Origin of the sequence: Modestobacter sp. I12A-02662, assembly GCF_041028325.1 — a bacterium.
In the GTDB taxonomy this organism is placed as follows: Bacteria; Actinomycetota; Actinomycetes; order Mycobacteriales; family Geodermatophilaceae; genus Modestobacter.
The window spans coordinates 1-26,241 of the sequence record NZ_JABGDE010000019.1; the positions used below are offsets into that span (position 1 = coordinate 1).

Below are 26,241 nucleotides of genomic sequence, written 5' to 3' on the forward strand. Positions count from 1 at the left end.
CGGCTGGGGATCACCACGGTCTACGTCACCCACGACCAGGTCGAGGCGATGACCATGGGCGACCGGGTCGCCGTGCTCAAGGACGGCCTCCTGCAGCAGGTCGGCACCCCCCGCGAGCTCTACGACCGGCCGCGCAACGCCTTCGTCGCCGGCTTCATCGGCTCCCCCGCGATGAACCTCGCCGAGGTGCCGCTCGCCGACGGCGGCGCGCGGCTGGGGGACCTCACCGTGCCGCTGTCGGCCGAGACGCTCGCGGCCACCGGCTCGGACACCACCGTCACCCTCGGCTTCCGGCCCGAGTCGCTGCAGCTGTCCGGCGACGGGCAGGGGTTCCGGGCCCGCGTCGACCTGGTGGAGGAGCTCGGCTCGGACGCCTACGTCTACGCCTCGCTGCTGGACCGGGAGGTCGCCGAGCACCTGCACGGTGGTGACACCAAGCAGATCGTGGCCCGGGTCGACGCCCGCCGTCCCCCGCAGGCCGGTGCGGAGGTCGACCTGGCCATCCGCACCGGTGAGGAGCACGTGTTCTCCGCCAGCACCGGGGAGCGGCTGCCCAGCTGAGGACCCCGGCCCGGACCGGCGCGCGCGGCGTGCCGGGGTGACCTCGACGGCAGTGGGAAGACCTCGGCGGCGGGCTACGGTTGCTGCTGGTTGAGCTGAGCAACCTCAGCCTGCGGCGAACACGGGGACGGTCCACCTGCATGAGCACTGCCGAGCGGCGCGCGCACCACGACGTCACCTTCGCCGTCCTGGCGACGGGGGTGGTCGCGTTCGGGCTGCTGCAGTCGCTGGTGACCCCGGTGCTGCCCACGCTCCAGGTCGAGCTGCACACGAACCAGGCGGACGTCACCTGGATCATGACCGCCTACCTGCTGTCGGCGTCGATCTTCACCCCGATCATGGGCCGGCTCGGGGACATGACCGGCAAGAAGCGGATGTTCGTCGTCGCCCTGGTGGCGCTCGCGGTCGGCTGCCTGGTGGCGGCGCTGGCCGAGGACCTGGCCGTGATGATCGTCGCCCGGGTCGTCCAGGGCGTGGGCGGCGGCATGCTCCCGCTGGCGTTCGGGATCATCCGCGACGAGCTGCCGAAGCACCGGATCGCCGGGGCGATCGGCACGATCTCCGCGATGATCGCCGTGGGGGCGGGCGCCGGGCTGGTGCTGGCCGGCCCGATCGTCGACGTCCTGGACCACACCTGGCTGTTCTGGCTGCCGCTGATCGTCCTGGCGGTCGCCACGGTCGCGGCCGTCTTCCTGGTGCCCGAGTCGCCGGTGCGCACCGAGGGGCGGATCAACTGGGCGGCCGCAATGCTGCTGGCCGGCTGGCTGGTGGCCTTGCTGCTGCCGGTCTCGCAGGCGCCGTCGTGGGGCTGGGGCTCGCCGCGCGTGCTCCTGCTGCTGGCGGTCGCCGTCGTGCTGGCCGCCGGCTGGGTGGTCGTCGAGTCGCGGGCGACCCACCCGCTGGTGGACATGCGGATGATGCGGGTCCGGGCGGTGTGGGCCAACAACCTGGTCGCCCTGCTGGTCGGGGTGGCGATGTACGCGGCGTTCGCGTTCCTGCCGCAGTTCGTCCAGACGCCGTCGTCGGCCGGGTACGGGTTCGGCGCCTCGGTGACCGAGTCGGGGCTGATGAACCTGCCGCAGACGGTCACCTCGTTCGTCCTCGGCCTGCTGGCCGGGCGGATCGCCGCGCGGGTCGGGTCCAAGGCGTCGCTGGTCGCCGGCGTGCTGGTGGGCGGCCTGGGATACCTGCTGTTCGCGCTGGTGCACGAGCAGAAGTGGGAGATCTACGCGAGCTCCGCGGTGATCGGCGCCGGGTTCGGCCTGGTCTTCGCCGCGATGTCGAACCTCGTGGTCGCCGCCGTGCCGCCGCACCAGACCGGGGTGGCCAGCGGGATGAACGCCAACATCCGGACGGTCGGCGGGGCGATCGGCGCCGCCGTCATCGCGTTGGTGATCACCGCCTCCGCCGGGCCGGCCGGGCTGCCCACCGAGGGCGGCTACGTCCTCGGCTTCCTCCTGCTCGCCGGCGCGATGCTGCTCGCGGCGCTCGCCGCGCTGCTCATCCCCGGGGTGCCCCGTGACCTGCGGACGCACGCCGAGCCGGACGTCGAGTACCGGCACCCCGAGGCGGCCCTGGTCGCCGGCGGCACCCTGGTGGGCAAGGACTCCGAGTAGCGCGCTGAGCGCCCTCAGGCCGCGACCAGCTCCGGGTCGGCTGCCGGAGCGCGGAAGCCGCGGGCGATGAGGAAGACGGCGAGGGTCATCTCCCAGGCGGCGACCGGCAGCGCGGCCAGTCCGGCGACCACCGAGGTCTGGGAGTACAGGCCGAACAGCACGGCGGTGGAGGACGCGAACACCAGCGGACCGCCGACCAGCCCCAGCCGGGCGATCCAGCGCGGCACCAGTCCGGAGCGGTGCACCAGGGTGGCCAGCAGCAGGCTGTTGACGCCGATGACCAGGCCCGGGCCGACGAGGAACGTCCAGTCGTGCACCGCGACGAGGCCCCGGGCGACCGCGACCAGCCCGTCGTCGGCCGGGGCCTGCCGCAGGGTCACCAGGGACAGGGTGGCGACGATGCCCACGACGATGACGGCGGCCTCCAGCAGCCGGCCGCAGACGTAACCCAGCGCCAGGCTCTCCTCCTCCCGGCGGACGGCGGGGTACACGGTCACGGCGGTCCCGATGCAGGAGGCGGCCAGCAGCACCTCGAGGAACCCGCCGAGCAGCACCTGCCCGTCCGGGCCGCCGCTCAGCACGTACCCGGGATCGCTCAGCGCGGGCTGGTACAGCGCCAGTCCGATGACCGCGGCCACCGCCGCGACGAGGAAGAACACCCCCGTGACCGTGGCTCTTGTCGACCGCATGACTTTGCCCTCCCGTTCCAGGTGTACGGCGTACACCAACAGGGCGAGACAGTAGGTGTACGTCGTACACCTGTCAACGAGGTAGGTTGCGGCAGTGGCCGAACGGACCCGCCGGACCCCGCTGAGCCGGGACCGTGTGCTGGCCGCCGCCGTCCGGCTCGCCGACGAGGTGGGTGTCGAGGCGGTGAGCATGCGGCGGCTCGCGCACGAGCTCGGCGTCGTCCCGATGGCGCTGTACAAGCACGTCGCGAGCAAGGACGACCTGCTCGACGGCATGGTCGACGTCGTCCTCGGCGAGATCGAGCCCGCCGACCCGGCGCTGGGGTGGCAGGACGGGGTCCGGGCGCGCGTCCTGTCCGCCCGCCGTGCGGTGCTGCGGCACGCCTGGGCGCGCAGGGCGATCGAGTCGCGGACCCGCCGGACGCCGACCGTTCTCGCCCACATGGACGCGCTGGCCGGGATGTTCCGCGCCGGTGGCTTCAGCGTCGACCTGACCCACCACGTGATGCACGCGCTGGGCAACCGGATCTGGGGCTTCAGCCCCGAGCTGTTCGAGGAGCCGCCGCGCGGGGAGCCGCTGAGCCCGGCGGAGCAGGAAGCGCTGGTGGCCGAGTTCGTGCAGCGGTACCCGCACGTGGTGGAGATCGCCACGGCCGCGACCCAGGCCGATCCGGCCCGCGCCGGCTGCGACGAGCAGTTCGAGTTCGAGTTCGCGCTCGACCTGCTGCTCGACGGGTTCGAACGACTCCGCACGGCGGGCTGGAGCTCCGCCGGGCCGGGGGCATGACCTCGTCCGACGTCGGTGGTCGGCGGCGCGTCGTCCCCGTGCGTCGGTGAGTCACCGTGCAGGGACGCTGCGTCCCACCTGACCCCCGCGCACGTCGCTGTCGCCCGACCCGCTCCGCGCCTCCGGAACAGCTCGCTGACCTGGGCGGACGGGGTGCTGGACGCCGGTCGGCCGGGTGGGTGCGGAGCGCGGCGGACGACGGCGTTCCGTTGACAGTCTCGGGACGGCCTCGCCAGGGTGGCGTCCGTCCGGATTGCCGAAGACCAGCAAGGACGTCGATGAGCGTGCTGAGCACACCCCGCCACCGCCGATCGCGCGCCTCCGCGCGGCGACGGGCACCGGCAACCCCACCGGACGCCGGACGCCGACGGTGGGTGCAGCGGGCCGTGACGGTGTTCCTCGCGGTCCCCGCGCTGGCCCTGTCGTGGTCCACCGCCGCCCAGGCTGCCCCGTTGCTGGGAATGGACGTGTCCTACCCGCAGTGCGGCAGGTCCCTGCCGACCGGGCAGTCGTTCGCCATCGTCGGCGTGAACAACGGCAAGCCCACCACGACGAATCCCTGCCTGGCCGAGCAGCTGGCCTGGGCGGCGCAGTCGACCGGTGGCACCGTGCACGACGACGTCCAGCTGTACGTCAACACGGCCAACCCGGCGGGTGCCGGCTCGTGGCCGCAGTCCGGCTCGAACCGCTACGGCGACTGCGACGGCTCGAACTCCCGGCCGTGTGCCTACCAGTACGGCTGGGAGCGAGCCCACGACGACGCCACCACGAGCGGGATCAGCAACCCCGAGCAGTACATGTGGTGGCTGGACGTCGAGGTGGCCAACAGCTGGGACTACGGCCCCGGTGGCCACACCAGGAACGCCGCCGTGCTGGAGGGGATGACGGAGTACTTCACCTCGATCGGCTCCCGCGGCGTGGGGCTGTACTCGACGAGGTACCAGTGGAACCTGATCGTCGGGGACGGGGTGAGCTCCACCAGCAGCCTGAACGGCCTGTCCAACTGGCGCCCCACCGGCAACACCCTCGAGGGCGCCCAGGCCGACTGCGGGCTGGCACCGCTCACGCCGGGCGGGGTCATCGAGATGACCCAGTTCACCACGGACCTGGACTACAACCACTCCTGCATCTGAGCGGGCAGCGCCGCCCCTGGAACGGCGGCGGGAGCGTCCCAGAGCAGGTCGGCGGAGCCGGGGCGGCCGAAGTGCCAGCCCTGCCCGTCGTCCACGCCCAGCGCGCGGAGCATCGCGTGCTCGGCCGCCGTCTCCACGCCCTCGGCGACGACCCGGACGCCGATGCCGTGCGCGAACTCGACCAGCGCGCGGGCCAGCTTGGCCAGGACCGGGTCGGTGTCGACGTCCGTGACGATGCTGCGGTCCATCTTGATCATGTCCGGAGCGGTCACCACGATGTGCCGCAGGCTGCTGAACCCGGCGCCGACGTCGTCGACGGCCAGCCGCAGGCCGCGGGCGCGCAGCGGGTCCAGCGCGGTCCGCAGGGCGGCGTAGTCCTCGACCTGGTCGTGCTCGGACAGCTCCAGCACCACCCGCGGCAGCGGCAGGCCGGCCAGCAGGTCCAGGCACCCGGGCGTCAGCAGGCTGGCGGGGGAGACGTTCATCGACACGTAGCCGGTCACGGCGGCCAGGTGGTCCGCGGCGCGCCGCAGCGCGAGCAGCTCGAGGTGGTCGCCGAGGCCGACGCCGTGCGCCTGCGCGAAGACGACGTCCGACGTCAGGCCCCACCCGGCGGGGAAGCGGCTGAGCGCCTCGGCGCCGCGCCGCTCGCCGGTGCTGAGGTCGACGATGGGCTGGAGGACGACGGCCGGCCCGCCCTGCGCCAGGACCGGGTCGAGGCGGTGCTCGATCTCGGCGCGCTGCTGCCGCTCGCGCAGCCCGGGCTCGATGACGACCGCGGCAGCCGAGGCCAGGACGTCCATCAGTGCCTTGTCGCGGCTGGTCAGCTCGGGGTCCGAGGTGAACCCGAAGGCGCAGAGGGTGCCGTAGACGGAGCCGTCGCTGAGCCGGACCGGGGTGGTCACGTAGCTGCGGATCCGGGGGATCCGGGCGACGGGCAGGCTCATCGCGAGCGGGGACGTCCGCATGTCGGGCATGACCGCTGGCAGCCTGCCGTCCAGGACGAGCTGGCAGAAGGTGGTCTCCTGCACCTGGGTGATGCCGTCGGAGAACACCACCGGGATCGCGGAGTCGACGACCTCGAGGTGCTGGGTGGTCCCGTCCATGCGGCTGAGGAACGCCACGCTCATGCCGAGCGACCTGCGAGCGGTCTGCAGCAGGCCGGCGATCTGCTGCTCGGCCGCGGAGCGCTGTCTGCGCACGTGTCCTCCTCGATGGTTACCCGGGGAGGACCATCGGCAGGTCCGGTTGCGCGCTACAGGTCCGCGGTGCCTCGTTCCTGCTCCCCTCACCCGCCGGGGTGGCCCGAGCGCCCGAGGTGGGCGATGAGGCCGTCCAGTCCCGGGACCTGGTAGCTCCAGAAGCCGGTGATCAGGACGCGGGCGTGGTCGTCGTCCGTCGCGGTGGCCAGGATCCGGGCGATCGCCCGGCGGGTGTTGTCGAAGACCAGGTGGAGGAGGTCGTGGTGCGCCGGGTCCGGGCGGGCGGGCAGGGCCCGCTCGACATGGTCGACGAGCCGCCGGACGAAGGCGGCGGGGTAGCCGGCGACGGGGGTGCCCTCGGCGCGGTCGAGCAGCACGCTGACGGCCAGGCGGTGGGCGAGCCAGAAGTCCAGCAGCTCCGCCGCGGGGGAGCCGTCCCGGCCGCCGTCCGCGAGCGCCGCGATCCGGGCGTCCAGCAGCTCGTCGTGGCGGACGGCCAGCTCGGCGGGCACGACCGCGGCGAACAGCGCCTCCTTGGAGGCGAAGTACCGGTAGACGTTGGCCGGAGCGGTCCCCGCGGCGGCGGCGATGCCGGCCATCGAGGTGCCCGCGTAGCCCTGGTCGGCGAAGCACCGCAGCGCGGCGTCCCGGATGCGGGACCGGACGGCGTCCTTGAGGACCTGGGCCATCAGCGCTGCCCGTCCAGCCAGCCGGTGTCGGGCACCCGGTCCGCCCACGGGGCCGCCGCCTCCAGCTCGTGGGCCAGGGCGAGCAGGAGCCGGTCGGCACCGGGCGCCGCCGCGACGTGGATCCCGATCGGCAGCCCGTCGCAGGAGCCCAGCGGGACCGACATGCCGGGGCAGCCGGCGGCGTTGTGCACCGGGGTGTAGCCGACGGCCTCCTCGGTGCGCCGGATCAGCGTCTCCCGGCCGGCGGCGGGGGAGAGGTGGCCCAACGGCCAGCTCGTGCGGGCCAGGGTGGGACTGAGCACCACGTCGTGCCGGTCGAACAGGCCCAGGTAGACCCGGGCGGCGTCGCGGAAGGCCTGTTCCGCGTCGGCCCGGGCCGCCGGGCCCAGCGTCGCCCCCCACTCGATGAGCTCGAGGGTGAACGGCTCGAGCTCCTCCGGTCCCGGGGCGCGGCCGAGCGTCCCCGCCACCGTCTCCGCGACCGAGGACATGGTGACCGCGGCGGCGGTGAAGAAGCCGCGACTCAGCCCGTAGCCGTCCACGGCCGGGACCTCCGCCGCCTCGACGGAGTGCCCCAGGGACGCGCACAGCTCGGCCGCGCGCGCCACCTCCCGGGCCACGGCGTCCTCGGGCTCGCGCCCGGTCAGGGTCCGGGTCAGCACCCCGATCCGGAGCCGCGTGGCGTCCGGGCCGGTGACCAGCCCCACCGGGGGGTGGACGGCGCCCGGTCCGGCGCGCTCGGTGGCGGCCAGGAAGTGGGCGCTGTCCCGCACGCTCCGGCTGATGCAGTGCTCGACGAGCAGCGCCGGCAGGCCCGGCAGGTCCGGACCGGTGGGCGCGGGGCGCCGGTTCGACGGCTTGAAGCCGAACAGGCCGGTCAGCGCGGCGGGCACGCGCAGCGAGCCGCCCGCGTCGTTGCCGTGGGCCATGGGCACGATGCCGGCGGCGACCAGGGACGCCGAGCCACCGGACGACCCCCCGGCGGAGAGCCCCGCACCCCACGGGTTGAGCGTGGGCCCGCGGAGGGCCGACTCGGTGCTGCCCAGCAGCCCGAACTCGGAGCTGGTGGTGGAGCAGAGCACGGTCAGTCCGGCGGCCCTGATCCGGGCGGTGTACGGCGAGAGGCCGGGAGCCGGGTTGGCGGCCATCAGCCGGGAGCCCAGCGTCCAGGGCAGGCCGGGCCAGGCGAGCAGCTCCTTGACCGCGAACGGGACCCCCGCGAGGGGGCCCTCGGCGGGCGGACCGGCCGGCAGGTCCTCGGCCATGTCGGCGACGGCGTTCAGCGCCCGGTGCTCGTCGATGAGGGCGCACGCCGTCTCGGCCAGGTCGGCGGCGGACACCTCCCCCCGCCGCACCAGGCCGGCCATCTCGACCGCGTCCCACCGGCGGTACTCCTGCGCACCGATCAGCATGGCCGAACAGTGAATGACCCGATCGCTTTTGGCAACGGGTTCGCGCGTGGTCTCAGCGGCGGCGGCCGAGGAGCCAGCCGACGGCTACGCCGAGCAGGGTGAGCAGGCCGCCGCCGGCGGCGCCGACGAGCAGGGGCCGCGCCTCGGCGGGCAGCCAGCCGGCCGTCGAGGTGGGCACCTGGGCGACGGGGACGGCCGCCGGGGACGCTCCCGCGGGAACGCCCTCGGGCTCGACCCGGGCGACCACGTTGGGCGCGGGGGCCGCCAGCTCCTGCTCGACGGCGGTGAAGAACTGGCCGGCCATCCGCTTGGCGACGCCGGTGATCATCCGCTGGCCCACGCCCGCCACCGCCCCGCCGACCACGGCGTCCGCCGTCCAGGTCAGCTCGGTGCCGGCCTCGACCCGCTCCAGCCCGATCTGCACCGTCGCCCGCACCGACCCCGGGCCGCCGGAGCCCGACGCGTGCAGCACGAACGCCTTCGGGAACGACAGGTCGGCCAGCCGCACCTCACCCGCGTACTTCCCCCGCACCGCGCCCACCCCGGCCGAGACGACGATCGTGTAGCTGTCCTCGCCGACCTGGACCAGCGACTCGCACCCGGGGATCGCCCGCTGCAGCACCGCCGGGTCGGTGATCACCGACCACACCTGCTCCGGCGACGCCGGGAGGACCGCTGCGCCGTCCAGGTTCATGCGGGCACTCCCGTCGCCGAGTTGGTCACGCGCTCCGTGTCCGGTGAGCGCACCAGGTCGTACAGCTCCGACGGGGAGATCGGCATCGCCGCGATCCGCCGTCCCACCGCGTCCTCGATCGCCGAGGCGATCGCCGCGGACCCGGGGATCACCCCGGCCTCGCCGGCGCCCTTGATGCCCAGCGCGTTCAGCGGCGAGGGCGTCGACTGGTGGTCGATGTCCACCGGCGGCACCTCGCTGGCGTACGGCATCAGGAAGTCCATGAACGAGGCGTTGAGCAGCTGCCCGTCCCGGTCGTAGGCCATCCGCTCGTACAGCGCGCCGCCCACGCCCTGCGCGACCCCGCCGTGCACCTGGCCCTCGACGATCATCGGGTTCACCACGGTTCCGCAGTCGTGCACCACCGCGTACCGCACCACCTCGATCTCCCAGGTGAGCGGGTCGATCTCGACCACGGCGGCGTGCGCTCCGGAGGCGAACGTCGAGCGCACGGGGGAGTAGTAGTCGGTGTGCTCCAGCCCGGGGGCGTCCCCGGGGGCGACCGGCGGCTTGGAGTCGTCGCTGGTGCCGGCGAACTGGGTGGCCTGCCGCGCGGCCTCGTCGAAGGCGTACCGCAGCGGGTTGGACAGGACGGCGACGGTGCGCAACGGGATCGTGGCGCCCGGCGTCCCCCTGACCCCGACCAGGCCGTCGGCGATCTCCAGGTCCTCCGGGGACGCCTCCAGCACGTCGGCGGCGATCCGCAGCGCCTTCTCCTTGACGCCCCGGGCGGCCAGCGCCACCGCGTTGCCGCTGACCACCGCCGCCCGGGAGGCGAACGTGCCCACCGCGTACCCGAACCGCCGGGTGTCGCCGGTGGTGACCTCGACGTCCTCCATCGGCACGCCGAGCTCGGAGGCGACCAGCTGCGCGAACACCGTCTCGTGCCCCTGGCCCTGCGAGGTCAGGCCGGTGGACACCAGGACCTTGCCGCTGCCCAGCACCTGCACGTGGGCGCCCTCGTACGGCCCCGGCCCGGTGCCCTCCACGTACGGCGCCACGCCGATGCCCAGCAGCCTGCCCCGCGCCTCGGCCTCGGCCCGGCGGGCGGGGAAGCCGGCCCAGTCGACCAGCGCCAGGAGCTTGGCCATCATCGCCGGGTAGTCGCCGGAGTCGTAGACCAGCGGCCGGCCGTCCTGGAAGGTCAGCCCCCAGTCGTAGGGGAACTGGTCGGGCTGGATGAGGTTCCGCAGCCGCACCTCGGCCCGGTCCAGCCCGCGCTCCTGGGCGATCCGGTCCATCGTCCGCTCCATCGCGAAGCAGCCCTGCGGCCGCCCGGCCCCGCGGTACGGCGTGACGACGACGGTGTTCGTGTAGACGCTGTCGACCCGCGCCCGGTAGACGGGGATGCCGTAGGGCCCGAGCAGCTGGGTGGCCGTGTTGATCGGCACGATGATCCCGTAGGGCGTGTACGCGCCGTTGTCGTGCCAGACGTGGACGTCGAGCGCCGTGATCCGCCCGTCGTCGTCGTACCCGACGGTGATCTCCTGCCGCTGCTGCCGCTCGTGCGCGCTGGAGACGAAGTGCTCGCGTCGGTCCTCCACCCACTTCACCGGGTGGCCGAGCAGCCGGGCGGCCATCGGCACCAGCAGCTCCTCCGGCCACGGGTGCACGATCTTCACGCCGAACCCGCCGCCCACGTCCGGGGCGACGACCTCGACCTTCTCCAGCGACAGCTCGAGCTTCGCCGCGATCGCCGCGCGCACCGACGTGGACGCCTGGGTGCTGGAGTAGACGCGCAGCGAGGAGTCGGCGTCGTCCCACCGGGCGTGCACGCCCTTGCCCTCCATCGGCATGGAGGCGCTGCGCTCGACGTACTGGGTGAAGCTCAGCGTGTGCGCGCTGGCCGCCAGTGCCGCCTCCACGTCGCCGGTCTCCTGGTGGTGCCGGGCGGCGACGTTGCCAGGGACGTCGTCGTGCACGAGCGCCCGGGCCGCCTCCGCCGCGTCGACGCCGACCACCACGGGGAGCTCCTCGTAGGTGATCGCGATCCTGTCGCAGGCGTCCTCGGCCACGTACCGGTCGGTGGCCACCACCATCACGATCGGCTCGCCCACGTGCCGGGCGACGTCCCTGACCAGCGGGTACCCGGTGCGCGCGTGCGTGAGCTGGGGGTGCGGGATGAGCACCGGCAGCGGCTCGGCCATCGGCCCGGTGAGGTCCTCGTAGGTGTAGACGGCCAGCAGCCCCTCGACGTCCAGCGCCGGGCCGACGTCGATGTCCACCACCCGGGCGTGCGCGTGCGGGCTGCGGACGAACGCGGCCGCGTAGGCGTCGGCGCCGATGTCGTCGAGGTAGCGCCCCTTGCCGACGACGAGCCGCGCGTCCTCCCGCCGCCGGACCGGCTCCCCGAAGTACTTCGTGGTCACGCCCGCCCCCGCATCCGGCCATTCGGGCGGTGCTGGCCGCCCGGAGGGGCGGCCATCACCGCCCGGAAGTCCGCAGGGGTCATCGGGTCGCCGCCTGGCGCATGGCCTCGGCGGCGTGCCGGCAGGCCTTCCTGATGTTCGCGTAGCCGGTGCAGCGGCACAGGTTCCCGCCGACCAGCTCGTCGACCTCCGCGTCGGTGATCGGCTGCGTCGCGTCGCGGGCGTCGAGCCCCGCGGCGATGGTGGTCAGGAAGCCGGGCGTGCAGAAGCCGCACTGCAGCGCGTGGCACTCCCGGAACGCCTCCTGCACCGGGTGCAGCACCTGCCCGCCCCGGTGGTCGGACCGGGACAAACCCTCCACGGTGGTCACCCGGTGCCCGTCGGCCTGCACGCCGAGCACCAGGCACGACCGGGTCGGCTGCCCGTCGAGCAGCACGGTGCACGCCCCGCACACCCCGTGCTCGCAGCCGACGTGCGTGCCGGTCAGCCCGAGGTCGGAGCGCAGCACGTCGGACAGCAGCCGGCGCACCGGCACCGTCGCCTCACGTGGCACACCGTTGACCACGACGGAGATGGTCCGTTCGGTGTCGGTCCCCGGGGTCACGGCGTCCTCCGCTCGGCCTCGGCGGCCGCCTCGGCGAGGGTCCGCGCGGTCAGCGTGCCGACCAGCAACCGGCGGTAGTCGGCGCTGGCGTGCAGGTCGCCGTCCGGGTCGACCAGGCCGCGGGCCAGCTCGCCGGCCGCCGCCCAGTCGGCGCTGTCGACCGGCTTGCCGCCGACCGCGTCGGTCAGGTCGTGCACCTCGGGCACCGCGCCGACGGACAGGTAGGCCGCGCGGGCGGCGGCGACCCGGCGGTCCTCGTCGAGCGTGACGACGACGGCGGCGCCGCAGACCGCGTAGTCGCCCTTGCGCCGGGCGACCTCGGCGAACGCCGTCCCCGAACGCGGCGCGAGCGCGGGGAAGAAAGCGTCGACGACGACGGCCGCCCCGTGCAGCGAGGTCTCCAGCGGCCCGACGAAGAGGTCCCGCCAGCCGACCGGTGCGGAGCCGTCCCCGCGGGCGACCGTGACGGATCCGTCCGTCACCGCCAGGACCGCGGTCATCTCCCCGGACGGGTCCGCGTGCACGATCGACCCGACAGTCGTCCCGCGGTTGCGGATCGCCGGGTGCGCGACCCGCGCCGTGGCCCGGCCCAGCAGCGGCTGGACGGCGGCCGCCTCGGCGGACGCCAGCAGGTGCGCGTGCCGGACGAGCGCGCCCACCCGGACGCCGTCCGGTGCGGCGGAGACCCGGTCCAGCCCGGGCACCCGGTTGATGTCCACCAGCGTGGTCGGCGCGGCCAGCCGCATCGACAGCAGCGGGATCAGCGACTGCCCACCGGCGAGGACCTTGGCGCCGTCGCCCTCGGTGGCCAGCACGTCCAGCACCTCGGCGACGGACGTCGGGTCGGCATAGCCGAACGGGGCGGGCTTCACCGGGTGCGGTCACCTCCCGACGTGCAGCGGCCGGCGTGTGGAAGGCGTCACTCTGTCACCGGGGTCGGGGTCGCGGAAGTCCTTCACCGCTGGGCCGACCGCGGCTAGCGTCCCGCCGGGTGAGCGGTCGGACGCACGTCTCCCTGCGCAGCGGCGTCTACGCCGACTCCGTGCGGCTGATGCAGGTCAGCCGGGACACCGGTGCGCGGGGGGACGTCTCCGCCGTGCTGGTCGCCATGGCCACGCCGCTCAACCTCGAGCTGGCCGCCGGCATGGGACTGGCCCCCGACGGCGAGGCCGCACCCGACCAGCTGCTGGTCGCCCTGCGCGCCACGGACGACGACGCCCTGGCCGCCGCGGTCGCCGCGGTGGAGGCCGCGCTCGCCGCCCGGGAGAGCACCGGCCGCGCGCACGAGGTCCCCTGTCGCACGGTCGGCGCGGCTCTCGCCGGCGCGGCGCACCCCGCGCTGGCGGTCGTCAGCGTGCCCGGCCCCTACGCCGCCCTCGAGGCCGCCGACGCCGTCGCGGCCGGCCGGTCGGTCCTGGTCTTCAGCGACGGCGTGCCGGTCGAGCAGGAGGTCGCGCTCAAGCGGGCCGCGCACGACGCCGGCGTCCTGGTCATGGGCCCCGACTGCGGAACGGCCATCGTCTCCGGCCTGGCGCTGGGCTTCGCCAACGTCGTCCGCCGCGGGCCGGTGGGCCTGGTCGCGGCCAGCGGCACCGGCGCCCAGCAGGTCAGCTGCCTGCTCGACGCGGCCGGGGTCGGCGTCTCGCACGTGCTGGGCGTCGGCGGCCGCGACCTGTCCGAGGCGGTCGGCGGGCTGGGGACCCTCGACGCCCTGGCGGCGCTGGCCGGGGACCCGGGCACCGAGCGGGTGCTGCTGGTGTCCAAGCCGCCGGCGCCGGCGGTCGCCGAACGGGTGGCCGACGCGGCGGCGCGGCTCGCGGTGCCGGTCCGGTCCGCCGTCCTGGGTCCCGGGCAGCCGGACCTCACCGCGGCGGTCGAGGCGCTCCTGGCCGACCTGGGGGTCGCCGTCCCCGCGTGGCCGTCCCGGCCGCACGCCGCCGACGCCGTGCCGCCCGGCGCGGTGCTCAAGGGCTTCTACTCCGGCGGCACCCTCGCCGACGAGGCGATGCTGCTGGCCGCGCCCGTGGTCGGCGACGTCCGGTCCAACACCCCGCTGCGGCCGGAGCTGGACCTCGGCACCGACCTGCGGGCGCTCGGGCACGTGGTGATCGACTTCGGCGACGACGCGCTCACCGTCGGCCGCGCCCATCCGATGATCGACCCGACGCTGCGGCTGGAGGCGATCGCGGCGCTCGCGGGGAGCGGGGAGCCCGCCGTGCTGCTGCTCGACGTCGTCCTCGGCCACGGCGCCGACCCCGATCCGGCCGCCGCCCTGGCTCCGGCGCTGCAGGCCGCCGGCCTGCCGGCCGTGGTCGCGCTCGTCGGCACCGAGGCCGACCCGCAGGGCTGGTCCCGGCAGGCCGACGCCCTCGCCGAGGCCGGCGCCGCGGTGTTCGCCAGCAACGCCCAGGCCACCCGGCACGCCCTCGAGCTGATCGGATCGCGCGATGAGTGAGCTGCTGTCGGCGCCGCCGGCGATCGCCGCGGCCGGGGTCGAGGTGTTCTCGGCGGCCCTGCGCGCGCAAGGGGCCGACGTGACCGACGTCGACTGGCGGCCCCCGGCCTTCGGGAGCCCGACGGACCTGGCACAGCTCTCCCTCGACCCGCGCCGCGCGACGGCCAACCGGACGGCGGTCGAGCGGGTGCTCGCCGCTGGGTCGGTGCTGGTGGACGTCCGGCCCGCCCGGGAGGTGCTCGACGTCGACGAGCGCACGCTGCTGCACGCCGGTCCGCCGCTGAGCTGGGAGGCCGCGTCCGGGCCCATGCGCGGCGCGCTGGTCGGCGCCTGCCTGTTCGAGGGCTGGGCCGCCACCGTCGAGGAGGCCGAGCGGGTCCTGGCCGCCGGGGAGATCGCGCTCGACCCGTGCCACCACCACCGCGCGGTCGGCCCGATGGCCGGGGTGACCAGCCCGTCGATGTGGACGTGGTGCCTGGAGGACCCGGTCTCCGGCGGCCGGGCGTACTGCAACCTCAACGAGGGCCTGGGCAAGGTGCTCCGGATGGGTGCCTTCAACGAGGAGGTGCTGACCCGGCTGGCCTGGATGCGCGACGTCCTCGGCCCGCTGCTGTCGACGGCGGTGCGGTCCCGGCCCGAGCCGATGGACGTCAAGGCCGTGCTCGCCCAGATGCTGCAGATGGGCGACGAGGGGCACAACCGCAACCGGGCCGGCTCGCTGATGACCCTGCGCGACCTCGCCCCGGCGATCGTCGCGGTCGACGCCCCCTCGGCCGACGTCGCCGACGCACTGCGGTTCATCGGCGGCAACGAGCACTTCTACCTCAACCTCGGCATGCCGACGGCGAAGCTCGCGATGGACGCTGCCCGCGACGTCCCCGGCTCGTCGATGGTCACCGTGATGTCCCGCAACGGCACCGAGTTCGGCATCCGGACCGCCGGCACCGGCGACCGCTGGTTCACCGCGCCGGCCAACACCCCGGTCGGGCTGTTCCTCGGCGGCTTCGGCCCCGAGGACGCCAACCCCGACATCGGCGACTCCGCGATCATGGAGACCTACGGCGTCGGCGGGTTCTCCATGGCGGCGGCCCCGGCGATCGTCCGGTTCGTCGGGGGCACGGTGCCCGACGCGCTGGCGACCACCGAGCGGATGTACCAGCTGACCCTGGCCGAGAACCCGGCGATGCAGATCCCGGTGCTCGGGTTCCGCGGTGCGCCGACCGGCATCGACGTCCTCGCCGTCGCCCGCACCGGCTGGCTGCCGCAGATCAACACCGGGATGGCCGGGCGGGTGGCGGGCACCGGGCAGGTCGGCGCCGGGCTGGTGCAGCCACCGCAGGAGTGCTTCGAGCAGGCCTTGGCCGCGCTCGCCGCGGAGTCCCGCGCCACCTCCTAGACGAGTAAGTCTGAAGCCGATCAGTGGTCGTAGGCGATCAGGGATCGGGTGATCGGCTGGCCCGTGGCGCGGTTGTGCCAGATGGCGGCGGTGAGGGCGAGCAGGCGCTGGGCGATGCGGGCGGTGACGCCGGTGAGGCTGCGCCCGCCGTGCAGTTCCAGGTCGAGCTGGCCTTTGAGGGTGTCGTAAACGGACTCGATCAGTTGGCGGATCGGGGCGAGCAGGTGCTGGCCGGGCCGGGGTGCGCGGTTGCGGTAGGAGGGGCGCAGCAACGCGACGCCTCGGGCGTGCAGGTAGTCGTCCAGCTCGTGGGAGACGTAGCCCTTGTCCGCGAGCAGCAGCAGGCCGGGGCGGTCGGCGAGCAGCTCGGCATCGGCGTCGAGGACGCACATGAGCACCTGCCGCTCGTCGAGCTTCGGGTCGGCCAGCGCCCAGGTGATCGGCAGCCCGGCCGGGGTGCAGATCAGGTGCAGCCGCAGCCCCCAGAACCAGCGAGAGTGGCTGGAGCAGAAGCTGTAGCCGGCGATGCCGGCCAGGTCCGAGCGCAGCACGGTGGGCCGGGAGCGGGCGCATTCGATCGGGGTGGAGTCGACCAGCCAGACTGGATCGCTCCATAGGTCGGTGTCTTCGGCCAGCATCCGGATCAGCCGCTTGAGCTGGGGCAGCGCGCCGCGCAGCCGCTTGTTGTAGCCGGACTGGCCGGGCAGATAGGGAAACGCGCCGGGCAGCGCGGCAGGGACCAGCCGCAGCCAGCGGGCCTCGGAGCGCACCCCGAGCAAGACCTGGGCCACGGCCAGGGTGAGCAGCTCGGCATCGGTCAGCCGCGGGCGGCGACCGGCGCGCACGCGGCCAGCCAGATAGTCGTCGATCCGGACGTAGAGTGCGGTCAGGAGGGTGTTGAGGTCTGTCGTCACAAGCAGAGCCTGAACACCCTCCGTCCCGAACTACAGGCCTGTGACTCAGCCGGGCCGTTCGGACTTACTCGTCTAGGGCTGAGATGGCCACTCCTGCCCCGGGAGGTGGACCGTTACCGCGGGGCGCCCGGGGGTAGTCCGCCCGCGTCCGCGACACGGAAGGGGACGGCGATGGCCCAGTGCGAGATCTGCGGCAACGACTACCGGCTCAGCTTCGAGGTGCACGCCGCCGGGGCGGTGCACGTGTACGACAGCTTCGAGTGCGCGATCCACGCCCTCGCGCCGGTCTGCGAGCACTGCGGCGTGAAGGTGGTCGGGCACGGCGTCGAGGCCGACGGCACCTACTTCTGCTGCGCCTCCTGCGCGCGGATGCACGGGCAGGTGGAGAGCGCCGCGGACCTGGTCGACCACGCCGGCAAGGCGCCGGACGAGCGCTGAGCCAGGGGACCGCCATGAGTGAGCTGACCGCCGACGGGATCGACCGGGTGCAGGACGCGGAGTCCTTCGCCGACTTCGTCGCGCGCCTCCGCAGGGACGACGACGTCGAGGACCTCACCCTCGACGAGTTCCTCGAGCAGCTGCAGGTCTGGATCCGCGACGGCCTGGCGCTGGGCGAGTCGGACCTCTTCACCGCCGACCCGGCCGCCTGGCGGTTCGCCGCGGAGCTGCTGCTGGGCGCGGCCGGCTACGAGTGAGCAGCGGTGACCCGTTCGGTCAGGTGGACCTCGACCGTGTCCCCGGCCTGCTTGCCGATCGCGTCACGGACCTCGGCCTTGACCGGCAGCTTGTGCGTGCCGTCGCCCAGGGCCATGAAGGAGCTCCGGAACGGGTGTCCGTCGATCGTGCCGCGCACCTTCACCAGGCCCCGGGTGCCGAAGAACGCGGCTGAGCCCGGCCACACCAGGTAGGTCCAGCCGCCCTCGGCCGGGCTCTTGAGCAGTCGAGCGGTGAACCGCTCGTCGAGCGTGGACATCACGACCTCCTCCATCGACGGTCAGGCACGGACGCGCGTCGGGTGCGGCGTGCGCCGGTAGAGGTGCACCGACACGGCGCCCAGCCACGTCCACCCGGTGACGACGCCGATCCACAGCCCCAGCACGGCCAGCGACGACGTGGAGCCCGACGCGACGCCCAGGAACCCGAGCAGCACGACCGCCGCGGTCGCCCGCGAGCCGACGGCCCACGACCGGCGTCCCTCCCGGGCGAAACGCCGCGCCAGCACGAGGGCCGCGGCGACCAGGCAGCCGAACCCGAGTCCACCCGCCGCCATGTGCAGCAACCCGGCGGTGCTGACCTCCGCGGGCGGGCCGGCCGGCGTGCCCACCGGGAACCCGTCCATCGGGTCGGCGACGAACACGCCCGCGGCGACCAGCGCCAGCCCGTAGCCGGCGAGCAACCCCGGTCCCCAGGTGCCGCCCAGCGCCCGGCGCACACCTCCCGCGGCGGCGACCGTCATCAGCCCGCTGAGCACCAGGGTGGTGACCTGGATCCAGCCGAGGGGGCCGTTGGCGAGCAGGCTGAGGTCGTGCCGGGTCAGGTCGAACCCGTCCCGGGTCAGCGCCTGGGTGAGCCCGGAGGCGAGGTACAGCGCCCCGGCCAGCGGGCCGTAGCCGAGCAGGGAGCGCGTCACCGCGGCCGGGCGGTCGAAGGGCTGCCGGTGCCCTCGGCCGGGCGGGTGGCGGCGGTGGCCGTCATCGGGGTGCTCCTGGAGGTGGGGGACCGTTCGAGAGCGGGGACCGGCCGCGGGAGGAGAACTCATCGGCGGGCCCGGAACAGTGCCGTTGCCGCGCGACTTGGTGCTGACCGTGCAGATCGACCTCAGCGGGAAGCGGGCCCTGGTCACCGGCTCGTCACAGGGCATCGGCCTGGCGATCGCGGCGGGCCTGGCGCGGGCCGGGGCGTCCGTCGTCCTCACCGGCCGGGACGCCGCCACGCTCGACGCGGCCGCCGCCGGCCTGCCCGGCGAGGTCACCCCCGTCGCCGGCGACGTCACCACCGACGAGGGGACGGCGCAGCTGCTCGAGCAGGTGCCGGACGTCGACGTGCTGGTCAACAACCTGGGCATCTTCGGGGCGCGGCCCGCGCTGGAGATCACCGACGACGAGTGGCGCCGCTACTTCGAGACCAACGTGCTGACCGCCGTCCGGCTGACCCGGGCGTACCTGCCCGGCATGCGCGAGCGCGGCTGGGGACGCATCCAGTACATCGCCAGCGACTCGGCCGTGGCGATCCCGGCCGAGATGATCCACTACGGCATGACGAAGACGGCGCTGCTGGCCGTCGCCCGTGGCTTCGCGAAGGAGGCCGCCGGGTCCGGGGTCACGGTGAACTCGGTGATCGCCGGCCCGACGCACACCGGCGGCGTGCAGGAGTTCGTGCGCTCCCTGGTCGGCGCCGACCTGCCCTGGGACGAGGCCAGCGCGAGTTCATGCGCCTGCACCGGACGCAGTCGCTGCTGCAGCGGCTGATCGAGCCCGAGGAGATCGCGAACATGTGCGTCTACCTCGCCTCACCGCTGGCCTCGGCGACCACCGGTGGTGCGCTGCGCGTGGACGGCGGCTACGTCGACGCGATCTTGCCCTAGCCGCCCCGACGCCGGCGCTCACCCGCCCCGGCGCTGCAGCACCGACCGGAGCTGCTCCAGGTCGGCGCGGTTCGCCCGGCGCATGGCCGCGGTGAGGACCGGGGTGGCGACCCGGGCGAATCCGCTGGGCTCCCCGCGGTTGCACAGCGTCATCCGGGTGCCGGTGCCGGCCGGCTCCCACGTGTAGGTCGTCTCCATCGGGAACGGGCCCTGCGCGGTGCGCATCACCAGCCGGGCGCCGGGCAGCCACTCGGTGACCTCGTAGGTGTAGGTCAGCCGGCGGCCGAGGAACGTGGCGACGAACGTCACCTGGGAGCCCCGGGCCAGCGGAGGTGGGGTCTCCCAGGTGACGGAGTCGATGTTCCGGTACCACTCCGGCGCGTTCGAGGGGTCGGCGGCGTAGCCGGCCACGACCTCCGGGGGGAGGTCGAGGACGGCCTCGGTCACGACGTCGACGGTCATGGCAGGTCCGGCCCTCAGGCCTTGACGATCGCCGCGACCGGGCCGCCACCGGACGGGCCCTGGTGCACCGCGGCCACCGACACGAACACCGCCGGGTCACCGGTCACCGAGGCGGCGACCCCGCCGACGGCGGCCTTGATCTGCCGGTGCCAGAAGACGTCCGAGTCGTCGAGCATCGCGTTGCGCCGCCCGCGGACGTGGCCGCTCGGGTCCGCCTCGCACTTCAGGAAGACGTTGACCAGGCGGTCGTCGAGGTCGCTCGGGTGCGGCCGCTCGGGCAGGTCCAGGCCGGCGTTCCGGATGGCGTTCCAGATGCCGTCGGTGTCCAGCGCGTCGGTCATCACCGCGTGGCCGATGCGGTAGTCGCCGCCGTGCCCGCGGGCGTTGCCGACCAGCACGATCTGCGCCCGGTCCAGCTCCACCCCGGACGAGCAGGAGGCCACCGCGCTGTACAGCGACAGGTCGCGCATGACCTGCTCCTGCGCCGGCAGCGCGATCTCGCCCAGCGCCACCGCGATCCCCAGCGCGGTCGTCGCGTTGGACAGGTCCATCGAGCCGTGCGGTTCGTCGTAGTAGGTGTCCTTGCCGCGGGCCTTCGCGTCGCGGATGGTCTCGCTCGTGAGCAGCGGGGTCTTGGTCTGCACGTAGTGGACGTCGGCCGGGTCGGTGATCCCGGCGGCCTCCATCGCCCGCTGCACGCCCTCGGCGACCTTCTCGACCATGGAGATCCGGCCGATGTCCTCGGGCAGCAGGACGTCGCTCATCGCGTACCCGACGGTCAGCCGGGGCTCGTCGGTCCTCTCCACCGCGTCCTCGGGCAGCGTGGCGAAGATCGTCGCGTGCGGGCTGAGCACGCCGTCCGTGCCGCCGGACCACACGATCGGGACCTGACCGACCTCCTCCTTGCTGCGCGAGCCCTTCTCCAGCAGCACCTCGCGGAACGCCCGGTCGGCGATGATCCGGGTGTAGTCGTTGACGCCGCCGTTCCCCTCGGTCTTGCCGATGACGGCGACCACCCGGTCGGCGGCCAGGACGCCGTCGTCGATGAGCTCCGCCAGCTCCGAGGCGTCACTGACGTGGTGCAGGGGGACCTTGCGGACCTCGATCGGTGCGGGCATGCGGCGTCCTCTCGTGTGGCTGGCTGACGTCAGGGGGTCAGGGGGTGACGACGGTGCCGACGTCGTCGTCCCGGACGGCGTCGGAGATGTGCTCGAGGGTGGTGATCACCGCGCGGCGGCCGCCGCCCTCGACGAACCGGAGGGCGGCCTCGACCTTCGGCCCCATGCTGCCGCGGGCGAACTGGCCCGCCGCCGCGTGCGCGCGCATCTCGCCGGCTGACACCCGCTGCAGCGGCCGCGCCGACGGCGTCCCGAAGCCGACCTGGACCTGCGGGACGTCGGTCGCGATGACCAGGGTGTCGGCGGCGACCTCCCTGGCCAGCAGCGCCGCGGTCAGGTCCTTGTCGATGACCGCCTCGACGCCGCGCAGCGCGCGCCCGGCGACGTCGTCGTCCACCACGGGGATGCCCCCGCCGCCGGCGCAGACGACGACGAAGCCGGCGTCGACCAGGGCGTGGATGGCCGGCGCGTCCACCACCGACCTCGGCTCCGGTGACGCGACGACCCGCCGCCAGCCGCGCGCACCGCGGTCCTCCCAGTCCTGCCCCAGGTCGAGGAACCGCTGCGCCTCCTCGCGGGGGAGGTGGCGGCCGACCGGCTTGCTGGGGGTGGCGAACCCCGGGTCGTCGGGGTCGACCAGCGTGCGGGTGACCAGGGCCGCGGTCCGGTGCGGGAGACCGCCGGCGGCGAGAGCGGCGTCCAGCTCGTCGGCGAGGGTGAACCCGATGGTGGCCTGGGTCTGCGCGACGTTCCAGTCCAGCGGCACCGGCGGGACCACGTGCGCCGCCAGCTCGTTCTTGACCAGCAGGTTCCCGACCTGGGGGCCGTTGCCGTGGGTGACCACGACCGCCACGCCGAGGCCGACGACGGCGGCGACGTGGCGGGCCGCGACGGCGATCGCCTCGCGCTGGGCACGCGGCGTCGCCGAGCCGTCCGGGCCCGTCATCGCGTTGCCGCCGAGGGCGACGACCACGCGCTGCGGGACGGTCATCGCGCGACCCTAGCGACGAGTTCCCCAGCGGTGGAGTACTCGACCCCGCCCCTGCGGACGGGGTCCTTCCTCAGGCGGCGACGGGCCGTCGGTCGCCCTGCGTCCGGGCCGGGACGGCGAACTGGTCGGTGTCGACGGCGTCGACGGTCTCGAGCTCGAGGGCCTCGTCCTCGGCCGGCGCCTCGTCCTCGGCCGGCAGCAGGGCCGGCGTCGCGATCGGGGTGGCGATCGGGGTGGCCGACCGCGGCCGGGCGAGCAGGGCGGGCAGCTCGAAGGCCTGCAGCACCCGGATCTCGTCGTCGTCCTCGTCCTCGGCCGACCAGGTCGCCGGGTTCTCGAAGGCCACGGGTGCGTCGCCCTCGACCGCCGGGGTGTCCGCGACCGGGGTGTCCCAGTTCTCGGCCAGGGAGGCGATCGTCGCCATCGCCTCGGCGTGCAGCCGGTCGACCACGGCGTGGCCCGCAGCCGCCACCGCTTCGGTGGAGAAGGTGCCGTCGAAGAGAGCCTGTCCCATCACGTCGTCGTTCTCGGCAGTCCCCGGCGCGGTCGTGACCGGGTCCTGTCGACCTATCGACGCCAGAAGTCGAAGCGGTCGCGTCCCGGCCGGTATCCGGCCTGCTCGACGACGTCGACGGCCAGGTCGAAGCGCTGCCCCACGAGGTGCGGCTGGTGCGCGTCGCTGCCGAAGCTCACCGCGTCCCCGCCCTCCTCGCGGTACCAGCGGAGCAGCTCCACCGACCACAGGGGACTGGTCGTGTTCACCTCCAGCGCCCGGCCACCGCCGGCCAGCGCCCGGAAGACCGCCCGGTACTCCTCCTCGAACAGGGCCTCCGGATAGGCGTCGCGCCCGCCGGGCCAGTAGCGGCGCGGGTAGTCGCAGTGCGCGAGCACCTGGAAGACGTCGCTGCTGTCGATCATCGTGACCATCTCGGTCAGGTACCGCCGCATCGTGGCGATCACGTCGATGCCGGGCGCGTGCAGCAGCCGGTTCACCCCGATGAGCCGCCCCTCGACCGGCAGCGAGTGCAGCGAGCCGAGGATGCGGTCGACCGGCGCGCGGTCCAGGTGCGCCGCCACGCTGCCGCCGAACATGTGCGGCTCGCCGGCCTCGACCCCGGACCACACCCGCAGCCCGGGGAACCGCTGCCGGGCCTCCCAGATGGTCTCCGCGTACAGGTCGACGTCGATCGGCAGCTGGTTGGCCGGGAACCGGTCGGTCAGGCCGTCGGTGGTCGCCCGGTCGTCGGCGCCCCACACCGTGAAGTCGAGGTGCTCGGTGAACGAGATGGCGGGCAGGCCCACCTCGACCGCCCGCTGGCAGGCGCGCAGCAGGGAGGCCCGGGGCCCGGTGTCCCACGAGAACTCCGAGTGCACGTGGTTGTCCGGCGGCAGCATCGCTGCTCATCCAACCGCCCGTCCACAGTCACTGCACGCCGGGTCGGCGATGTCGGTGCCTCCGCCTACGGTCGTGGGCATGAGCGCCCCTGTTGCCACGGACCTGGCCGACGAAGCACTGGGGGTGCTGCGCGAGCTCACCGGCCGCGCCGACGCCGTCTTCCGCGAGGGGCAGGACGCCGCCGTCGCCGCGCTGGTGGAGCGGCAGCAGCGGGCGCTGGTCGTGCAGCGCACCGGCTGGGGCAAGTCCGCCGTCTACTTCGTCTCCACCGCGCTGCTGCGCCGCCGCGGTGCCGGCCCCACCCTCCTGGTGAGCCCCCTGCTCGCGCTGATGCGCGACCAGGTCGCCGCCGCGTCCCGCGCCGGCATCAAGGCGGTGGAGATCTCCAGCTCGAACGTCACCGAGTGGGACGACATCAACGCCCGGCTGGCCGGCGACGACGTCGACGTGCTGCTGGTCTCGCCCGAGCGGCTCACCAACCCGCGGTTCCGCGACGAGCAGCTGCCGGCGCTGGTCTCCCGCTGCGGGCTCCTGGTCGTCGACGAGGCGCACTGCGTCTCCGACTGGGGGCACGACTTCCGGCCCGACTACCGCCGCATCCGCGACCTCCTGGGCCAGCTGACGTCCGGCACGCCGGTGCTGGCCACCACGGCGACGGCCAACGAACGCGTGGTCGCCGACGTCGCCGAGCAGCTCGGGGCCGGTGGGGTCGAGGTCACCACGGTCCGCGGTCCCCTGGCCCGGGACTCGCTGCGGCTGGGCGTGCTCCGGCTCGACACCGACCGCGCCCGCCTGGCCTGGCTCGCCGCGCACCTGGAGGAGCTGCCGGGCAGCGGGATCGTCTACACGCTGACCGTCGCCGCGGCCGAGGAGACCGCCGCCCTGCTGCGCGACGCCGGCCACGAGGTGCGCGCCTACACCGGCCGGCTCGACGACGCCGACCGCAAGGACGCCGAGGAGGCGCTGCGGGAGAACCGGGTGAAGGCGCTGGTCGCGACCTCCGCCCTCGGCATGGGCTTCGACAAGCCGGACCTGGGCTTCGTCGTGCACCTGGGCGCCCCGTCGTCCCCGGTCAGCTACTACCAGCAGGTCGGTCGCGCCGGTCGCGCGGTCGAGCACGCCGATGTGCTGCTGCTGCCCGGGCCGGAGGACCTCGCGATCTGGCAGTGGTTCGCCACCTCCTCCATGCCGCGGGAGGACCACGCCGCCGCGGTGCTGACCGCGATGGCCGACGGCAGGGCGTGGTCGGTCGCCCGGCTGGAGACGGTCGCCGACGTCCGCCGCTCCCGGCTGGAGCTCCTGCTCAAGGTGCTCGCCGTCGACGGGGCCGTCGAGCGGGTCCAGGGTGGGTGGCGGTCCACCGGCGTCCCGTGGGTGTACGACGCGGAGCGCTACTCGCGGGTGACCGCCACCCGGGAGGCCGAGCAGCGGTCGATGCTGGCCTACGCCAAGCCGGTCGGGTCCGCCCGGTGCCGGATGGCCTTCCTGCAGGAGGCGCTCGACGACCCGACCGCCGCCCCCTGCGGTCGGTGCGACGTGTGCGCCGGCCCGTGGTACGCCACCGACGTGCCCGCCGGTGCCACGGAGGCGGCCTCGGCCCGACTGGACCGCCCCGGCGTGGAGCTCGCGCCGCGGGCGCAGTGGCCGACCGGTGTCGACCGGCTCGGGGTCCAGGTCAAGGGCAAGATCGCGCCGTCGGAGCAGGTGGAGCCCGGCCGGGCCGTCGCCCGGCTCACCGACCTGGGCTGGGGGCAGCGCCTCCGCAGCCTGCTCGGGGACGACGGTGTCGGCGGCGTCGCCACCCTGGCCGAGGACGTCGAGGCCCCACCGCTCGAGGAGGACCCGGACGCCGCGTTCGACGTGACCCACCGGGTCATCCGGCCCGGCTCCGCCAGCGACGCCCCGCCGGACGAGGAGCTCCTCAAGGCCTGTGCGCGCGTGCTCGGTGCCTGGGAGTGGGCGCAGCGACCGGGCGCCGTGGTCGCGATGCCCTCGCGCCGGCGCCCCACCCTGGTCACCGGCGTGGCCGAGGGGCTCGCCCGGCTCGGCCGGCTGCCCTACCTGGGCGCCCTCGACCTGGCGCACGGCGGACCGACCGGAGGGCCGGGGGGCAACAGCGCCTTCCGGCTGGCCGGGGTGTGGCAACGGATCGTCGTGGGGGCGGAGCTCCGCTCCCACCTCGAGGCCCTGGGGGGCGCGCCGGTGCTGCTCGTCGACGACCTCGCCGACTCCCGGTGGACGGTCACGGTGGCCGGCCGGGAGCTCCGGCTGGCGGGCGCCGGGTCGGTGCTGCCCTTCGTCCTCGCCCTGTCCGCCTGAGCCGGGACGGTTCCACCGTTGTCCACAGGTTTTCGAACAGGTGTGCGAAACCTGGAGTAGCGTGCTCGCATGTCGCTCGCGCACCAGCCGTCCATGTGGGACGTCGCCTCGGAACCGGCGCTCGCTCCGCTCGCCGGCCGCGTCGTCCGGCATCAACTGCGTGACGGCGCCTGGGTCGACCACCTGCCCGGCTGGGTGGAGGGCTCCGACGCGGTCCTCGACGTCCTGCTGGGCGACATCGGCTGGCGGGCCGACCGGCGGCAGATGTACGAGCGTGAGGTGGCCGTCCCCCGGCTGCTCCGGTGGTACGGGGGAGGGGAGACGCTGCCCCACCCCTTGCTGACCGGGGCCCGCGCGGCGCTGAACGCCCACTACGGCCCGGGGCTCGGCGAGCCCTTCGTGACCGCCGGCATGTGCCTGTACCGGGACGGCCGAGACAGCGTCGCCTGGCACGGTGACCGCATCGGCCGCAGCCGGAGCGAGGACACGATGGTGGCCATCGTCAGCTTCGGCTCCCCACGCCCGCTGCTGCTCCGCCCCGTCGGGGGTGGCGAGAGCCTGCGTTTCCCGCTGGGCCACGGTGACCTGGTGGTGATGGGCGGGTCGTGCCAGCGCACGTGGGAGCACTGCATCCCCAAGACCACCAAGGCCGTCGGCCCCCGGGTGAGCGTCCAGTTCCGGCCGCGCGGCGTCGCCTGAGAACGACCGCGAGCCCTGCACCGGGGCTCCGGGGGACCCCGCGTGCAGGGGCCGGAGGGGGCGTGTATTGTTCTTCCTGCACCGAGCGAGAACGGACCGGGCCCTGCGGGGT

Annotated in this window: 28 protein-coding genes; 12 read left to right on the forward strand and 16 right to left on the reverse strand. The window is 74.4% G+C overall.

All coding sequences use genetic code 11. The annotated features are described in order from the left end of the window. Together HL189_RS21925 and HL189_RS21930 are read left to right on the forward strand one after the other, a co-directional pair. On the forward strand, window positions 1–561 hold a 561-nt coding region (locus HL189_RS21925; protein WP_369135857.1), incomplete at its 5' end, for an ABC transporter ATP-binding protein. A 140-nt stretch (window positions 562–701) separates the two neighbouring features. Continuing rightward, the gene (locus HL189_RS21930) at window positions 702–2,177 is read left to right on the forward strand and encodes an MFS transporter (RefSeq protein ID WP_369135858.1); all 1,476 of its coding nucleotides are present in this window, start codon (window positions 702–704) and stop codon (window positions 2,175–2,177) included. A 14-nt stretch (window positions 2,178–2,191) separates the two neighbouring features. Here HL189_RS21930 and HL189_RS21935 read toward each other — a convergent pair whose 3' ends face one another. After that, window positions 2,192–2,836, reverse strand: a complete 645-nt coding sequence (locus tag HL189_RS21935) for a DUF4386 domain-containing protein (RefSeq protein WP_369135859.1) — start codon at window positions 2,834–2,836, stop codon at window positions 2,192–2,194. A gap of 124 nt (window positions 2,837–2,960) precedes the next feature. On the opposite strand from HL189_RS21935, the gene HL189_RS21940 reads away from it, so the two are divergent. Both HL189_RS21940 and HL189_RS21945 read left to right on the forward strand, forming a co-directional pair. Continuing rightward, complete coding sequence (locus HL189_RS21940; RefSeq protein ID WP_369135860.1) at window positions 2,961–3,653, forward strand: TetR/AcrR family transcriptional regulator; 693 nt, start codon at window positions 2,961–2,963, stop codon at window positions 3,651–3,653. Window positions 3,654–4,039: 386 nt separating this feature from the next. Further along, on the forward strand, window positions 4,040–4,786 hold the full coding sequence (locus HL189_RS21945; protein WP_369135861.1) for a hypothetical protein: 747 nt from the start codon (window positions 4,040–4,042) through the stop codon (window positions 4,784–4,786). Here HL189_RS21945 and HL189_RS21950 read toward each other — a convergent pair. The 7 genes from HL189_RS21950 to HL189_RS21980 all read right to left on the reverse strand — a co-directional run bounded on the left by HL189_RS21950 (window position 4,765) and on the right by HL189_RS21980 (window position 12,667). Next, window positions 4,765–5,988, reverse strand: coding sequence for an EAL domain-containing protein (locus HL189_RS21950; RefSeq protein ID WP_369135862.1), 1,224 nt, complete (start codon window positions 5,986–5,988; stop codon window positions 4,765–4,767). The two genes, HL189_RS21945 and HL189_RS21950, sit on opposite strands and share 22 nt — an antisense overlap. Before the next feature lie 86 nt (window positions 5,989–6,074). After that, complete coding sequence (locus tag HL189_RS21955) at window positions 6,075–6,677, reverse strand: TetR/AcrR family transcriptional regulator (protein WP_369135863.1); 603 nt, start codon at window positions 6,675–6,677, stop codon at window positions 6,075–6,077. Beyond that, window positions 6,677–8,089: an amidase family protein gene (locus HL189_RS21960; protein ID WP_369135864.1), complete on the reverse strand. Its 1,413-nt coding sequence runs from the start codon at window positions 8,087–8,089 to the stop codon at window positions 6,677–6,679. The genes HL189_RS21955 and HL189_RS21960 overlap by 1 nt, the downstream gene beginning before the upstream one ends. Before the next feature lie 52 nt (window positions 8,090–8,141). Beyond that, window positions 8,142–8,783 (reverse strand): carbon monoxide dehydrogenase subunit G, encoded by a 642-nt coding sequence (locus HL189_RS21965; protein WP_369135865.1) that lies wholly within the window; start codon window positions 8,781–8,783, stop codon window positions 8,142–8,144. Next, window positions 8,780–11,191, reverse strand: coding sequence for an aerobic carbon-monoxide dehydrogenase large subunit (gene cutA, locus HL189_RS21970; protein WP_369135866.1), 2,412 nt, complete (start codon window positions 11,189–11,191; stop codon window positions 8,780–8,782). Before cutA ends, HL189_RS21965 begins: the two co-directional genes overlap by 4 nt. Before the next feature lie 79 nt (window positions 11,192–11,270). Then, a complete protein-coding gene (locus HL189_RS21975; protein WP_369135867.1) occupies window positions 11,271–11,795 on the reverse strand; it encodes a (2Fe-2S)-binding protein in 525 nt (174 codons plus the stop codon). Further along, complete coding sequence (locus HL189_RS21980) at window positions 11,792–12,667, reverse strand: xanthine dehydrogenase family protein subunit M (protein WP_369135868.1); 876 nt, start codon at window positions 12,665–12,667, stop codon at window positions 11,792–11,794. The genes HL189_RS21975 and HL189_RS21980 overlap by 4 nt, the downstream gene beginning before the upstream one ends. A gap of 119 nt (window positions 12,668–12,786) precedes the next feature. Here HL189_RS21980 and HL189_RS21985 point away from each other — a divergent pair, with 119 nt between their 5' ends. Then, window positions 12,787–14,250, forward strand: a complete 1,464-nt coding sequence (locus HL189_RS21985) for an FdrA family protein (RefSeq protein WP_369135869.1) — start codon at window positions 12,787–12,789, stop codon at window positions 14,248–14,250. Beyond that, window positions 14,243–15,646 (forward strand): DUF1116 domain-containing protein, encoded by a 1,404-nt coding sequence (locus HL189_RS21990; protein ID WP_369135870.1) that lies wholly within the window; start codon window positions 14,243–14,245, stop codon window positions 15,644–15,646. Before HL189_RS21985 ends, HL189_RS21990 begins: the two co-directional genes overlap by 8 nt. Window positions 15,647–15,666: 20 nt before the next feature. On the opposite strand, the gene HL189_RS21995 is transcribed toward HL189_RS21990, so the two are convergent. Beyond that, complete coding sequence (locus HL189_RS21995) at window positions 15,667–16,560, reverse strand: IS982 family transposase (RefSeq protein WP_369135871.1); 894 nt, start codon at window positions 16,558–16,560, stop codon at window positions 15,667–15,669. A gap of 171 nt (window positions 16,561–16,731) precedes the next feature. Between HL189_RS21995 and HL189_RS22000 the strand changes: the two genes are divergently transcribed. Both HL189_RS22000 and HL189_RS22005 read left to right on the forward strand, forming a co-directional pair. Next, window positions 16,732–16,998 (forward strand): hypothetical protein, encoded by a 267-nt coding sequence (locus HL189_RS22000; protein ID WP_369135872.1) that lies wholly within the window; start codon window positions 16,732–16,734, stop codon window positions 16,996–16,998. Window positions 16,999–17,012: 14 nt separating this feature from the next. Beyond that, on the forward strand, window positions 17,013–17,255 hold the full coding sequence (locus tag HL189_RS22005; RefSeq protein ID WP_369135873.1) for a hypothetical protein: 243 nt from the start codon (window positions 17,013–17,015) through the stop codon (window positions 17,253–17,255). On the opposite strand, the gene HL189_RS22010 is transcribed toward HL189_RS22005, so the two are convergent. Next, window positions 17,246–17,533, reverse strand: a complete 288-nt coding sequence (locus HL189_RS22010; protein WP_369135874.1) for a DUF1905 domain-containing protein — start codon at window positions 17,531–17,533, stop codon at window positions 17,246–17,248. The two genes, HL189_RS22005 and HL189_RS22010, sit on opposite strands and share 10 nt — an antisense overlap. A 21-nt stretch (window positions 17,534–17,554) precedes the next feature. After that, complete coding sequence (locus HL189_RS22015; RefSeq protein ID WP_369135875.1) at window positions 17,555–18,190, reverse strand: DUF998 domain-containing protein; 636 nt, start codon at window positions 18,188–18,190, stop codon at window positions 17,555–17,557. 151 nt (window positions 18,191–18,341) lie between these two features. On the opposite strand from HL189_RS22015, the gene HL189_RS22020 reads away from it, so the two are divergent. Then, window positions 18,342–19,028 carry an SDR family NAD(P)-dependent oxidoreductase gene (locus HL189_RS22020; protein WP_369135876.1) on the forward strand — a complete coding sequence of 229 codons (687 nt, stop codon included), beginning with the start codon at window positions 18,342–18,344 and terminating at the stop codon, window positions 19,026–19,028. Continuing rightward, window positions 18,989–19,144 carry an SDR family oxidoreductase gene (locus HL189_RS22025; RefSeq protein WP_369135877.1) on the forward strand — a complete coding sequence of 52 codons (156 nt, stop codon included), beginning with the start codon at window positions 18,989–18,991 and terminating at the stop codon, window positions 19,142–19,144. Before HL189_RS22020 ends, HL189_RS22025 begins: the two co-directional genes overlap by 40 nt. Before the next feature lie 18 nt (window positions 19,145–19,162). Here the strand turns inward: HL189_RS22025 and HL189_RS22030 are convergent, their stop codons facing one another. The 5 genes from HL189_RS22030 to HL189_RS22050 all read right to left on the reverse strand — a co-directional run bounded on the left by HL189_RS22030 (window position 19,163) and on the right by HL189_RS22050 (window position 23,110). Next, entirely contained in the window at window positions 19,163–19,606 is a 444-nt protein-coding gene (locus HL189_RS22030) for an SRPBCC family protein (protein WP_369135878.1), read from the reverse strand. Between the two features lie 14 nt (window positions 19,607–19,620). Next, window positions 19,621–20,724 carry a ring-opening amidohydrolase gene (locus HL189_RS22035; RefSeq protein ID WP_369135879.1) on the reverse strand — a complete coding sequence of 368 codons (1,104 nt, stop codon included), beginning with the start codon at window positions 20,722–20,724 and terminating at the stop codon, window positions 19,621–19,623. Between the two features lie 37 nt (window positions 20,725–20,761). Further along, window positions 20,762–21,715 (reverse strand): carbamate kinase, encoded by a 954-nt coding sequence (locus tag HL189_RS22040; protein ID WP_369135880.1) that lies wholly within the window; start codon window positions 21,713–21,715, stop codon window positions 20,762–20,764. A gap of 70 nt (window positions 21,716–21,785) precedes the next feature. Further along, the gene (locus HL189_RS22045) at window positions 21,786–22,229 is read right to left on the reverse strand and encodes a hypothetical protein (RefSeq protein ID WP_369135881.1); all 444 of its coding nucleotides are present in this window, start codon (window positions 22,227–22,229) and stop codon (window positions 21,786–21,788) included. Between the two features lie 53 nt (window positions 22,230–22,282). Further along, window positions 22,283–23,110, reverse strand: coding sequence for a PHP domain-containing protein (locus HL189_RS22050; protein WP_369135882.1), 828 nt, complete (start codon window positions 23,108–23,110; stop codon window positions 22,283–22,285). 79 nt (window positions 23,111–23,189) lie between these two features. On the opposite strand from HL189_RS22050, the gene HL189_RS22055 reads away from it, so the two are divergent. Beyond that, window positions 23,190–25,430 (forward strand): ATP-dependent DNA helicase RecQ, encoded by a 2,241-nt coding sequence (locus HL189_RS22055; RefSeq protein ID WP_369135883.1) that lies wholly within the window; start codon window positions 23,190–23,192, stop codon window positions 25,428–25,430. A gap of 69 nt (window positions 25,431–25,499) precedes the next feature. Next, window positions 25,500–26,129 (forward strand): alpha-ketoglutarate-dependent dioxygenase AlkB, encoded by a 630-nt coding sequence (locus HL189_RS22060; RefSeq protein WP_369135884.1) that lies wholly within the window; start codon window positions 25,500–25,502, stop codon window positions 26,127–26,129. The last annotated feature ends 112 nt before the right edge of the window (window positions 26,130–26,241 follow it).